The sequence below is a fragment of the Salinicola peritrichatus genome, assembly GCF_003206715.1.
GTDB classification, from domain to species: domain Bacteria; phylum Pseudomonadota; class Gammaproteobacteria; order Pseudomonadales; family Halomonadaceae; genus Salinicola; species Salinicola peritrichatus.
Genome location: NZ_PZJU01000038.1, coordinates 1 through 12,084 on the forward strand (window position 1 = coordinate 1; position 12,084 = coordinate 12,084).

The following is a 12,084-nucleotide window of genomic DNA, read 5'->3' on the forward strand; positions in this document are numbered from 1 at the left end:
TCTACCCGACTATCTATCTTATTTCGAGCCCTCCGTCATGAATATCCCGGGCTGACGGGCCGCCGCTTAGCTTAGCGTTATATTTTGGTGAGTATAAATGATAAATTCAATATATAAGGCTGAGGGGCTTTGTGATGATCAGTTTGCTATTATGCCTCACCCGCAAGGAGGTGGTTTTCTTGAACAGAGTATAGAGGAAACCAAACTGACAGGTTATGAAATCGTAGTTTCCATGCTGACGAGTGGAGAACAAGCAGAGCTTGAACTTCTTGCTGAGGGAGAGGTTTGTCAGAATAAGGGAGTTTTATACCTTAACTTCCCGATCAGAGATGAAGTGGCCGATAATGACCGGGAAGTGGTGCAGTTCATCGATTCCTTGGCGCTTTTGCAGGAAAAGAAGAGAAAAATAGTATTTCACTGTCGGGGGAGGCGTTGACCGTTCTTCGATGGTGCTTAGCCTTTTAGCGGCGAGGCTGGGTGTGGAGCCCGAAGTGTCCTTCGCATTAATCACGCGATCCAGAGGTGAGCGAGCGCCTGAAACGGAATTCCAGAGGCAATGGGTAACCAACCTATCAGAACGTTAATTGGGCGTTAGCGCCTGGCATCAATCACTGATCATGACACTCAAAGCCCCGAGCCAAGCCATCAATTGGGAACTTTGTGTTTTCAGCGGTTCGATAACTTCGCCGCCAACGCCACCCCTACCTTCGACCGATTCGGCTTGCCGATCGTCTGTGTTATCCACACCCCTGTCTCTGCCAAGTTATCCAGATCCACACCGCTGTCGATGCCGAGGCCGTTGACCAGATAGATCACGTCTTCCGTGGCGACGTTGCCGGTGGCGCCCTTGGCGTAGGGGCAGCCGCCGAGTCCGGCGACGGCGCTGTCGATCACGCTGATGCCCTCCTCGAGCACGGCATAGAGGTTGGCCAGCGCTTGGCCGTAGGTATCGTGGAAGTGGGCGGCGAGCTTGTCCCTGGGGATATCGCGGCTCACGGCGTCGATCAGGCGCTTGGCCTTGAGCGGGGTGCCTACGCCGATGGTGTCGCCCAGCGAGATTTCATAGCAGCCCATCGCGTACAGCGCTCGTGAGACCTCGGCGACCCGCTGGGGGGCGACTTCGCCTTCGTAGGGGCAGCCGAGCACGCAGGAGACATAGCCGCGCACGCGCACACCGGCTTCCCGGGCGCGTTCGATCACTGGGGCGAAGCGGTCCAGCGATTCGGCAATCGAGCAGTTGATGTTCTTGTGCGAGAAGGCTTCGCTCGCTGCCGCAAAGACTGCGACCTTTTCGACACCGCACTCTAGCGCGGCTTCCAGCCCTTTGAGATTGGGCGTGAGCGCGGAGTAGATCACACCCGGCCGGCGCTGAATGCCGGTCATTACCTCGCGGTGATCCGCCATCTGCGGCACCCACTTGGGCGAGACGAAACTCGCCGCTTCGATCCGCTTGAGGCCTGCCGCGCCGAGCCGGTCGATCAGTTCCAGCTTGGCGGCCGTGGCGATGGGTTTGGCTTCGTTCTGTAGCCCATCCCGCGGGCCGACTTCGACGATACTGACTCGCTTTGGCATCCCCATATCAGTTTTCCCTGCCTGTGTCGGCGCTGGCCTCCTTACCCACGAAGGCGAGCAGTTCATCTCCCTGCGCCACGGCGTCGCCCACCGCGACATGGAAGGCTTCCACCGCGCCGTCGGCGGGGGCGTTCAGGGTGTGCTCCATCTTCATCGCTTCCACCACCACCAGCGGCGTGCCTTTCTCCACCGCCTGGCCGGGTTCGACCAGCAGCGTCACCACGGTGCCGTGCATCGGCGCGGTCAGCTTGGCTTCGGCCTCTTGCGGAAGATGGTCGGCGCGGTCGGCGCGGCGCCAGATCAGGCGGGATTCAGTACCGGCGGCGGTGAGCACGATGGCGTCGCCCTCGCTTGCCGGGTCGAGCCGGGCGAAGAGGCGCTGGCGATGGCCATCCAGGGTGAGCGCCAGAGTGTCGTTGTTGAGGCGCTGGCACTGCCCGGCGAGCCGGCTTGTCTCCTCGCCGTCGCGCTGCACCTGAAGCTGCCAGGTCGCCTGTGCTGGCTCCTGTGCCAGACCCTGAGTCAGCCCCTGAGTGGCGATCACCTCGTACGTGCCGCTGCCGTCGATCTCCTGGAAGGCGAGACGCAGCCGGCGCGGCGCGTTGAGCCGCCAGCCGTCGCGATGCTGCCAGGGGTCGTCGGTGCGCGGAGCTCCGTTGGTATGGTTCCTGGCGAGCCGATCCATCGCAAGCTGATCTATAGCAACCAGGGCCGCGCGGGCGATATCGGCGTCGATGGCGTGGGGCGCGGCGAACAGCGCATCGTGATGGTGCTCGATGAAGCGGGTATTCAGCTCGGTGGCGATGAAGTCCGGGTGGGTCACCAGCCGCTGCAGGAAGCGGCGGTTGGTGGTCACGCCGGAGACATCCAGCGCCGCCAGCGCGCGATCCATCTCCGCCAGGGCCTGGCCGCGATCCTCGCCGTGGACGATCAGCTTGGCCAGCATCGGGTCGTAGTGCATCGAGACGTCATCACCGGCTTCGACGCCGCTATCCAGACGCACGCGATCCGCCGCCAGGCCGCCTGCGGTCAGGTCGATCCCGAATCGTTCGAGCGTGCCGGTAGCGGGCAGGAAGTCGTTGTCCGGGTCTTCGGCATAGAGCCGCGCCTCGATGGCGTGGCCGGTCAGGGTCAGCTCGCTTTGAGACTTGGGCAGCGGCAGGCCGGCGGCGACCCGCAGTTGCCACTCGACCAGATCCTCGCCGGTGATCATCTCGGTCACCGGATGCTCTACCTGCAGCCGGGTGTTCATCTCCATGAAGTAGAATGCACCGTCCTGCTCTTGTGACGCATCGAGCAGGAATTCCACCGTGCCGGCGCCGACATAGCCGATCTCCTGGGCGGCGCGTACCGCGGCTTCGCCCATCTCGCGGCGCAGCGCCTCGGGCAGGTGCGGCGCGGGGGCCTCTTCGAGCACCTTCTGGTGGCGCCGCTGCACGCTGCAGTCGCGCTCGAACAGGTAGACGCCGGCTCCGAGGCTGTCGCAGAACACCTGTACCTCGACATGGCGCGGCTGGGTCAGGTATTTCTCGATCAGCATGCGTTCGTCGCCAAAGGCGGCGCGGGATTCGCGGCGGCAGCCATCGAGCGCCGCCTGGAACTCGCGCTCGGAATCGACCACCCGCATACCCTTGCCGCCGCCACCGGCGCTGGCCTTGAGCAGCACCGGGTAGCCGATCTTGCCGGCTTCTTCCCGCAGCAAGGCATCATCCTGCGCTTCGCCGTGATAGCCGGGCACCAGCGGCACGCCGGCCTGGGCCATGCGCGCCTTGGCCGCGGCCTTGTCGCCCATGGCGGCGATGGCGCTGGCCGGCGGGCCGATGAAGACGAGCCCGGCGGCGTCGCAGGCGGCGACGAATTCGGCGTTCTCGGAGAGAAAGCCGTAGCCCGGGTGGATGGCGTCGGCGCCGCTGTGCTGGGCGGCGGCGATGACCTTGTCGATGGCGAGATAGCTCTCGCCAGCCGCTGCCGGGCCGAGGCGGATCGCTTCGTCGGCCTCGCGCACGTGGCGGGCGCGGGCATCGGCATCCGAATAGACCGCGATGGTGCGCAGGCCGAGGCGCCGCGCGGTGCGGATCACCCGGCAGGCGATCTCGCCGCGATTGGCGATCAGTACGGAGCGCAGCGGATGGGGGGCGTCGGTCAGGCTCATGAGCGCGGTTCCTTGTTATCCGAATGGCCGTCTTTATCCCTGTGGGTATCCCCCGTGCGTTGCCAGACAGGCGCGCGCTTGTCGAAGAACGCGGCCAGTCCCTCCTGGCCCTCAGCGCTGACCCGCAGTTCGCTGATCGTGCGGCAGGTCGCTTCGCGAGAGGCGTCGGTGTCCGGCTCTCGAGCGATCTCGGCGAGCAGCGCCTTGGTGGCGCGCTGGGCCTGGGGGGAGGCGGCGAGCAGCCGGTCGACCGTCTGATCGATGCGGTCATCCAATGCGTCCATCTCGACGACGTCATGCACCAGACCCAGCGTACGGGCGGTGGCGGCGTCGATCACCTCGGCGGTCAGCGCATAGCGGCGCATCTGGCGGGTGCCGATGGCGCGCTGGACATAGGGCCCGACCACCGCCGGCGAGAGGCCGATCTTGACCTCGGATAGGCAGAAGCGCGCCGCATCCGAGGCGATGACCAGGTCGCAGCAGGCGGCCAGCCCCACCGCGCCGCCGTAGGCCGCACCCTGCACCCGGCAGAGCGTGGGGCAGGGCAGGGTGTCGAGCCCGTGCATCAAGCGCGAGAGCTGGCGCGAGTCGGCCAGATTGTCGTCGACGCTGTAGTCCACCATGCGCTTCATCCAGTTGAGATCCGCCCCGGCTGAGAAGTGCTTGCCTTCGGAGCCGAGCATCACTACCCGCACCTCGCCGCGCTCGGCCAGCGTGCGAAGGCGTTCGAGATGCGTGTTGAGCGCCGCGATCAAGGCGTCGTCGAAGGCGTTGTGCACTGCGGGGCGATCCAGCGTCAGCCGCGCGACGCCGCGGGAATCGATGGTCAAACGAGTGAAGCTATCGGATATGGCTGCCATGGCGGCCTCTCATGATCATGTTGGCTTCGAGCTTCGAGCTTCGAGCTTCGAGCTTCGAGCTTCGAGCTTCGGGCTTCGGGCTTCGGGCTTCGGGCTTCGGGCTTCGGGCTTCGGGCTTCGGGCTCAAGGGATTGCGAACTTTTAACCATGGCCGATGCTGATTTTCGTGGCTCGTGGCTCACATCCGAAACACGCCGAATCTTGTCTCTTCGATCTCTGCGTTCAACGCGGCGGAGAGTGCCAGGCCGATCACATCGCGGGTCTGCCGCGGGTCGATCACGCCGTCGTCCCACAGCCTGGCGCTGGCGTAGTACGGGTGGCCCTGGCGCTCGTACTGTTCGCGAATCGGCGCCTTGAAGGCGGCTTCCTCGTCTTCCGGCCAGTCGCTGCCGTCGCGCTCTATCTGCTCCCGTTTCACCTGCGCCAGCACGTTGGCCGCCTGTTCGCCGCCCATCACCGAGATGCGCGCGTTGGGCCACATGAACAGCAGGTTGGGGTCATAGGCGCGGCCGCACATGCCGTAGTTGCCGGCGCCGAAGCTGCCGCCGATCAGCACGGTGAACTTGGGCACCTTGGCGCAGGCCACGGCGGTAACCAGCTTGGCGCCGTGCTTGGCGATGCCCTCCTGCTCGTACTTGGAGCCGACCATGAAGCCGGTGATGTTCTGTAGAAAGATCAGCGGGATCTGGCGCTGGGCGCAGAGTTCGATGAAGTGCGCGCCCTTCTGCGCGGACTCCGAGAACAGCACGCCGTTGTTGGCGACGATACCCACCGGGTGGCCGCACCAGTGGGCGAAGCCGGTGACCAGGGTGTCGCCGTAGTAGCGCTTGAACTCGTCGAAGTCGGAATCGTCGACCAGCCGCGCGATCACTTCGCGCACGTCATAGGGCTTCTTGAGGTCGGTGCCCACGATGCCGTAGAGCTCGTTTGGGTCGAGGCGCGGCGGTCGAGGTTCCTTCATCGCCAGCCGGCCGCGCTTCTGCCAGTTCAGCCGTGACACGGCGCGACGGGCGAGTTGCAGGGCGTGGGCGTCGTTATCGGCGTAGTGGTCGGCCACGCCGCTGACCTTGGCGTGCACGTCGGCGCCGCCCAGGTCCTCGGCACTGATCGTCTCGCCGGTGGCGGCCTTCACCAGCGGCGGGCCGCCGAGGAAGATCGTCCCCTGGTTGCGCACGATGATCGACTCGTCGGCCATCGCCGGTACGTAGGCGCCGCCGGCGGTGCACGAGCCCATCACCACGGCGATCTGCGGGATGCCCTCGGCGGAGAGCGTGGCCTGGTTGTAGAAGATGCGCCCGAAGTGGTCGCGGTCGGGAAAGACCTCGTCCTGGTGGGGCAGGTGGGCGCCGCCGGAGTCGACCAGGTAGATGCACGGCAGGCGATGCTTGCGGGCGATCTCCTGGGCGCGCAGGTGTTTCTTCACGGTCAGCGGGAAATAGGTACCGCCCTTGACCGTGGCATCGTTGGCGACGATCACGCACTCGACGCCGCTTACGCGACCGATGCCGGCGACCACGCCCGCCGCCGGCACCTCGCTACCGTAGACCTCGTGGGCGGCTAGCGCGCCGATCTCGAGGAACGGCGCGCCCTCGTCGAGCAGGTGGTCGATGCGATCGCGCACGAACAGCTTGCCGCGCGACTCATGGCGCTCGCGGGCCTTGTCGCCGCCGCCCCGGGCGATCGACGCAGTCAGCTCGTGCAGCTTGCCGACCTCGGCACGCATCGCCGCGTCGTTGGCCTGGAAGGCCTCGGTGCGCGGATTGATCTGGGTAGTCAGGATGGACATGTTTCGGTTCCTGATCTGGCTCGCGTGGCTCGGCATGCGAGGTGCTGGAATTTAGCAAAAGTCATAAGAGGGAAGGCGGCACTTCGTGCCTTGAAGAGGGAAGGAAAGGCAAAAAATCTGGACTCCTTCTTTCCTCTTCTTTCTTCTCTCTTTTCTCTTGGGTCAAGCCGATTCCGCGAACAGCTCGCGCCCGATCAACATCCGCCGAATCTCGCTGGTGCCGGCACCGATCTCGTAGAGCTTGGCGTCGCGCAGCAGCCGCCCGGTGGGGTACTCGTTGATATAGCCGTTGCCGCCGAGCAGCTGGATGGCATCCAGCGCCATCTGGGTCGCCTTCTCGGCGCAGTAGAGGATCACCCCGGCGGCATCCTTGCGGCTGACCCGGCCTCGGTCGCAGGCGCTGGCCACGGCGTAGAGATAGGCGCGGCAGGCGTTGAGCGTGGTGTACATGTCGGCAAGCTTGCCCTGGATCAGCTGGAACTCGCCGATCGCTTGGCCGAACTGCTTGCGCTCGTGGACGTAGGGCACCACCACATCCAGACACGCCTGCATGATCCCGATCGGGCCGGCGGCGAGCACCGTGCGCTCGTAGTCGAGCCCGCTCATCAGCACGCGTACGCCGCGGTTCTCCTCGCCCAGCACGTTCTCCGCCGGCACCTGGCAATCCTCGAACACCAGCTCGCAGGTGTTGGAGCCGCGCATGCCCAGCTTGTCGAGCTTCTGCGCGGTGGAGAAACCGGCGAACCCCTTCTCGATCAGAAAGGCGGTGATGCCCTTGGCGCCGGCCTCCGGGTCGGTCTTGGCGTAGACCACCAGCACGTCGGCGTCGGGGCCGTTGGTGATCCACATCTTGTTGCCGTTGAGCACGTAGTGATCGCCTTGCCTGTCGGCGCGCAGGCTCATCGAGACCACGTCCGAGCCGGCGCCGGGCTCGGACATCGCCAGCGCCCCGACATGCTCGCCGCTGATCAGCCCGGGCAGGTACTTGGCCTTCTGCTCGGCCGTGGCGTTGAGCTTGATCTGGTTGACGCAGAGATTGGCGTGGGCGCCGTAGGAGAGCCCCACCGAGGCGCTGGCCCGGGAGATCTCCTCCATGGCGATGCAGTGGGCCAGGTAGCCCATACCGCTGCCGCCCTCTTCTTCGCTGACGGTGATGCCGAGCAGGCCCATGTCGCCGAACTTCTGCCACAGGTCCGCGGGGAAGACGTTGTCGTGGTCAATCTGGGCCGCGCGTGGGGCGATCTCGTCCCGGGCGAAGGCGTTGACCTGCTCGCGCAGCATGTTCAGCTCGTCGTCGAGGCCGAAATCGAGTTCGGTGTAGGGGGCGTGCATGGTGAAATCCTCGCTGTCAATACAGCTTCTACGTCTTGGTACGTTGACGTTAACGTCAATATGCGAAGGCGGCTAGAGCCCCTCGACCATGGTCTAGGATGAAATGAGCAAACCCGATTCGTTCATTTCGAAGGTCCGGGATCCGAGTGGACTGACGTTAGCGTCAATGTGATAAGACAGACGTCTGGACCGTTCTCTTTTGACTTTGAAAAACCGGGGCCCCTATGTCGATATGGAAACGCGAGTCATCCCTTAACGCCCTCACCGCCGAGTGTCGGAATACGCTGGTCAGCCATGTCGGCATCGAATTCACCGAGCTGGGCGATGACTGTTTGCGCGGGCGCATGCCCGTGGATGAAAGAACACGCCAACCCTACGGCCTGCTCCATGGCGGCGGCTCGGTGGTGCTGGCGGAAACGCTCGGCAGCATCGCCGCCAATTTGTGTCTGGCCGATCCGGACAAGATGGCGGTGGGGCTCGACATCAATGCCAATCACGTGCGTGCAATGCGTGAAGGCTGGGTCGAAGGCTGCGCGCGTCCGCTGCATCTCGGTGCCACCACGCAACTGTGGGAGATCCGAATCGAGGACGAGCGTGGCCGATTGGTATGCATGTCGAGGCTGACCATGGCGGTGGTGAATCAGGGTTAGATATCGAAGGTGTACAACATGCTTCCTGCAACGAAGAATCGGCCACGGATGGCCGGTTCTTGGCTATCGTTTCGCGTCTTCGATCAGTTAGGGATAGAAGGGGAAGAAAAGCGGCAGCAACGCGATTGATACGAGATAGGCGATGATCATCAATGGCCATCCGGCCTTGGCAAAATCACTGAAACGATAATTGCCGACCCCGAGAATCATGGTGTTGGCCGACGTCGCCAGCGGTGTCAAGAAGGCACACGAGCCGCCGATGACCACGGCCATGATCACCGCCATCGGGTCCGCGCCGATGCTGACGGCGATCGTGCCGCCGATGGGTGCCATCAGGCCCACCGCCGCCGTGTTGGACATGAACTGGGAAAGAAAGGCGGTCAGCAGGAACAGGACATTAAGCAAGATGAACGGTGAAGGATCCCCGCCGAGCCATCCCACCACATGGTTGGCGATCATTTCGCCGGCCCCGCTTTTCTGAAGAGCCGCAGACATCGGCAGCAGCCCGGCCAGAATGAAGATCGTGCGCAGGTCGATGTTGCGATAGACCTCTTTCTCGTCGATGACGCGAATCAGGATCACGAACAGCGCGCCGATCACCGCAATGAGATGAATCGGTAAGCCGATCGTGTCGCTCAGCAGCATGCCGAGCACGGTCAGGGCAAGAACGATCAGCGAGCCGTATTGCCGATAGAGGGATTTTGGCTCCGGATTCCGCGTGACCTCCGAGGTCGTGTCGTCTCGGTCTTCCTTGAACCGATGACCGAAGAAGATCATGTAGCACATGCCCAACAGCAGAATGGGCAGGCCGACCATGGCGAATGAGAAGAACGAGAATCCGGTGCCCTCGAAGGTTCTACGCAGAATGGTGTCGCCCAGCAGGTTGCTGGTAGACCCGATCAACGAGAGATTGCCACCCATGGATGACGCGAAGGCCAAGGGCATCAGCAGGTTACGGTGATTCAAACCGGTACGGATGGCAATGCCAATCACCACGGGTATCAGTACGGCGGCCGTGCCCGTGTTGGATAGAAAGCCAGAGGTGATACCAGCTACCAGCATGATCGCCGCGATCAATTGGTGCTGGCCGTCGGCGAAGCGCGTGATGACATTGCCGGCTCGGGCCGCCATGCCGGTTTCAAATAGCGCCCCGCCGAGCACGAACAGGGCGACGACTAGCACCACGGTGCTGCTCGAAAAACTCGCGAAAGCTTCGCTCGAGGAGAGCACGCCTGTGAGCGTGAACGCGACGACCGCCAGCATGGCGGTCAGCGCCAATGGTATGATTTCCCATATGAACAGGACGATCGCCGCGCCGATAATGGCGAGCGTCACAATCGCTGGATCCATGAACACCTCGATCTAATTATGGCCTGACAAAATAAATATGTACGTACATATTCGCTGTTGGCAGCGCAGGCTCCTATAAGACTTTCGTTTAAGCCCAGGAAGGCAGCTCATGTCGACACCCCGTTATCGCGAGATAGCTATCGCGTTGCGTAGCCGAATTCTGGAGGGGGAGTATCCCGTGGGATCGTTGCTGCCCACCGAGGAGGAGCTGTGCGATCTGTATTCGGTCAGCCGGCACACTGTGCGCGAGGCGATCAAGTGCCTGCTGGAGGACGGGCTGGTATCGCGCAAGAAGCGCGTTGGCACTCGCGTGGAATCGCTGGGAAGAAGTTACAGCCAGACGCTGGCCTCGATCAGCGACCTGGTGCATTTCGCCGAGCGTCACGTGCGTCAACTGGTGTCAATCGCGCCGGTGACGTTGAACGCCGCGCAGGCCAAGACGTTCGACGCCGAGCCGGGCAGCGAGTGGCTCGGCATCGAAACGCTGAGGCTCGAGCAGGCGCAGGAAGCGACGCGCCCTGTCTGCTGGACCAAGGTACTGCTGGCACCTGCCTATGGGGATATCGAGCCGCTGATCACGCGTCAGCCGCGAACGCTGATCAGCGAACTCGTCGAGCAGCAGCATCATCAGCCGACGCTCGAGATCTCTCAGCGAATCGATGTCACGCTGCTCGACGAACGGGTGTCGGCGCTGCTGGAGGGGAAACCCGGCGCCGCGGCGTTAGAGGTTCTGCGTCACTACTGGGGCATGCAGGGACAGCTTCTTTTGGTTACGCGTGCGCTATCCCTGCCCGGCAAGCTCGCCATTCACTCGTTACTGCGCAACTCGGGCCGCGAGTAACCGTGTCACCATCTCCGGCGCCTGGCCGACATAGTTGGCGGGGTCGGTCAGTCGGCGAATCCGTTCCTCGTCCAGATACTGCGTAATGCGCTCGTCGGCCAATAGAACCTCGGCCAACGTCTCGCCGCTGGCGTGTACCGCGCGGCAGGCCTCGTAAACGATCTCATGGGCGTGCTGGCGGCCGCAATGTGGCGCCATCGCCATCATCACCGCCTCGGCAACGATCAGTCCGCGGCTGATACCCAGGTTGGCCTGCATTCTGTCGGCCCGGACTTCCAGCCCAGAGAGCATGAACACGGCTTGCTCCAGCGCACCGGCTGTGAGCTGGCAGCTCTCGGGAATGGCGAACCACTCGGCCTGCCACGGCCCGGTGGCACGCTCGAAATCCTGCACCATCGCGTCCAGCATCAATGCCGCGTGCTGACGCACGACCTTGGCATTGGCGCAGATGATCTCGCAGGAGATCGGGTTGCGCTTCTGCGGCATCGTGCTGCTGGCGCCGCGTCCGGGCACGAACGGTTCCATCACCTCACCGATCTCGTCCGTCATCAGCAGCATGACATCCTGAGCCACCTTGCCGAGAGACGCGGTGACGAGGCCGAACCACTGCAAAACTTCTGCCAATGAATCTCGCGCGGTATGCCAAGTGATATCGGGCACGCCCAGTGACAGTTCCTCGGCCAATGCACGCTGTACCTCGAGCCCTTGGTCCTGCAGAGATGCTAGCGTGCCAGCCGCGCCCGAGAAGGAAACTTGCAGCAGCCGCGGGCGAAGCGCATCGAGGCGTGCTTGATGACGATCGAACATCGACAGCCACACGGCCACCTTATAACCGAACGTGACTGGCAGTGCGTGCTGAAGGTGGGTACGCCCCGCCATGGCGGTATCGCGATGCTCGGCAGCCAGCTTTGCGAGCAGTTCGCGTGTCCGGCTCAACTTCGTCTCGATCAATTCCAACGCGGCCCGTAGTTGCAGGATCAGCGCCGTGTCCATGATGTCCTGGGTGGTGGCGCCCCAGTGCAGGTAGCCTCCCGCTTCGCCACACTGCGCCGAAAGCTGCTCGACTAGGGGCAGGATGGGATAGCCGACGTTCTCGGTATCCGCCTTGAACTTCTGCATGTCCATGCGGCGCGGATCGACGGTCGCGGCAATGGTGTCGGCGGCTTTTTGGGGCACGATGCCCAATTTGGCCTGAGCCTGGGCCAGCGCGACTTCCACTCGCGTGTATTGAGCGACGAGTTCGGCATCTTCAAAGATTAGGCGCACGTCCTCGCTCCCGAAAGCGTCCTTGAACAGGCTGGAAGTCAGCATCGTCGAACTCATCACAACACCTCTGATATCAGGAAAGAACAGGGTCGAAAAACAGTATATGTCCGGACAAATTAAGCGTGCCGGTACGACAAAGTCAATTCGGCGAATGGCGGCTTTGAGCGGGAAGGTCAGGCTGTCGGCCCGATTCGCCTGCGCACGATGGTCGGCATTGACGGCATCGGGATTCGGACGGGGCATCGCTATCGAGAGTCTATTCCGCGTGCGCCAGG

10 protein-coding genes are annotated in these 12,084 nt (G+C 63.2%); 3 read left to right on the forward strand and 7 right to left on the reverse strand.

Annotated features, from left to right (window positions below; all coding sequences use genetic code 11):
- Nucleotides 1-97: 97 nt before the first annotated feature.
- Entirely contained in the window at nucleotides 98-436 is a 339-nt protein-coding gene (locus tag DOM57_RS14265) for a protein-tyrosine phosphatase family protein (protein WP_110649869.1), read from the forward strand.
- A 230-nt stretch (nucleotides 437-666) separates the two neighbouring features.
- On the opposite strand, the gene DOM57_RS14270 is transcribed toward DOM57_RS14265, so the two are convergent.
- The 5 genes from DOM57_RS14270 to DOM57_RS14290 form a co-directional block, all read right to left on the reverse strand.
- A complete protein-coding gene (locus tag DOM57_RS14270; protein ID WP_110649870.1) occupies nucleotides 667-1,578 on the reverse strand; it encodes a hydroxymethylglutaryl-CoA lyase in 912 nt (303 codons plus the stop codon).
- Nucleotide 1,579: 1 nt separating this feature from the next.
- Entirely contained in the window at nucleotides 1,580-3,724 is a 2,145-nt protein-coding gene (locus DOM57_RS14275) for an acetyl/propionyl/methylcrotonyl-CoA carboxylase subunit alpha (RefSeq protein WP_110649871.1), read from the reverse strand.
- Entirely contained in the window at nucleotides 3,721-4,584 is an 864-nt protein-coding gene (locus DOM57_RS14280; protein ID WP_110649872.1) for an enoyl-CoA hydratase-related protein, read from the reverse strand. The genes DOM57_RS14275 and DOM57_RS14280 overlap by 4 nt, the downstream gene beginning before the upstream one ends.
- A 178-nt stretch (nucleotides 4,585-4,762) precedes the next feature.
- Entirely contained in the window at nucleotides 4,763-6,370 is a 1,608-nt protein-coding gene (locus tag DOM57_RS14285; protein ID WP_110649873.1) for a carboxyl transferase domain-containing protein, read from the reverse strand.
- 162 nt (nucleotides 6,371-6,532) lie between these two features.
- On the reverse strand, nucleotides 6,533-7,702 hold the full coding sequence (locus DOM57_RS14290; RefSeq protein WP_110649874.1) for an isovaleryl-CoA dehydrogenase: 1,170 nt from the start codon (nucleotides 7,700-7,702) through the stop codon (nucleotides 6,533-6,535).
- A 224-nt stretch (nucleotides 7,703-7,926) separates the two neighbouring features.
- Between DOM57_RS14290 and DOM57_RS14295 the strand changes: the two genes are divergently transcribed.
- On the forward strand, nucleotides 7,927-8,352 hold the full coding sequence (locus DOM57_RS14295; protein WP_110649875.1) for a hotdog fold thioesterase: 426 nt from the start codon (nucleotides 7,927-7,929) through the stop codon (nucleotides 8,350-8,352).
- An 87-nt stretch (nucleotides 8,353-8,439) separates the two neighbouring features.
- On the opposite strand, the gene DOM57_RS14300 is transcribed toward DOM57_RS14295, so the two are convergent.
- A complete protein-coding gene (locus DOM57_RS14300; protein ID WP_110649876.1) occupies nucleotides 8,440-9,702 on the reverse strand; it encodes an SLC13 family permease in 1,263 nt (420 codons plus the stop codon).
- Between the two features lie 109 nt (nucleotides 9,703-9,811).
- On the opposite strand from DOM57_RS14300, the gene DOM57_RS14305 reads away from it, so the two are divergent.
- Nucleotides 9,812-10,543, forward strand: coding sequence for a GntR family transcriptional regulator (locus DOM57_RS14305; RefSeq protein WP_110649877.1), 732 nt, complete (start codon nucleotides 9,812-9,814; stop codon nucleotides 10,541-10,543).
- Here the strand turns inward: DOM57_RS14305 and DOM57_RS14310 are convergent.
- Nucleotides 10,517-11,854, reverse strand: a complete 1,338-nt coding sequence (locus DOM57_RS14310; RefSeq protein ID WP_204352979.1) for a class-II fumarase/aspartase family protein — start codon at nucleotides 11,852-11,854, stop codon at nucleotides 10,517-10,519. The two genes, DOM57_RS14305 and DOM57_RS14310, sit on opposite strands and share 27 nt — an antisense overlap.
- Nucleotides 11,855-12,084 lie beyond the last annotated feature (230 nt).

Bases quoted from the DNA above. Each gene is read 5' to 3' on its own strand.
- DOM57_RS14265 (WP_110649869.1), top strand. From the start codon at position 98: ATGATAAATTCAATATATAAGGCTGAGGGGCTTTGTGATGATCAGTTT.
- DOM57_RS14270 (WP_110649870.1), bottom strand. From the start codon at position 1,578: ATGGGGATGCCAAAGCGAGTCAGTATCGTCGAAGTCGGCCCGCGGGAT.
- DOM57_RS14275 (WP_110649871.1), bottom strand. From the start codon at position 3,724: ATGAGCCTGACCGACGCCCCCCATCCGCTGCGCTCCGTACTGATCGCC.
- DOM57_RS14280 (WP_110649872.1), bottom strand. From the start codon at position 4,584: ATGGCAGCCATATCCGATAGCTTCACTCGTTTGACCATCGATTCCCGC.
- DOM57_RS14285 (WP_110649873.1), bottom strand. From the start codon at position 6,370: ATGTCCATCCTGACTACCCAGATCAATCCGCGCACCGAGGCCTTCCAG.
- DOM57_RS14290 (WP_110649874.1), bottom strand. From the start codon at position 7,702: ATGCACGCCCCCTACACCGAACTCGATTTCGGCCTCGACGACGAGCTG.
- DOM57_RS14295 (WP_110649875.1), top strand. From the start codon at position 7,927: ATGTCGATATGGAAACGCGAGTCATCCCTTAACGCCCTCACCGCCGAG.
- DOM57_RS14300 (WP_110649876.1), bottom strand. From the start codon at position 9,702: ATGGATCCAGCGATTGTGACGCTCGCCATTATCGGCGCGGCGATCGTC.
- DOM57_RS14305 (WP_110649877.1), top strand. From the start codon at position 9,812: ATGTCGACACCCCGTTATCGCGAGATAGCTATCGCGTTGCGTAGCCGA.
- DOM57_RS14310 (WP_204352979.1), bottom strand. From the start codon at position 11,854: ATGCTGACTTCCAGCCTGTTCAAGGACGCTTTCGGGAGCGAGGACGTG.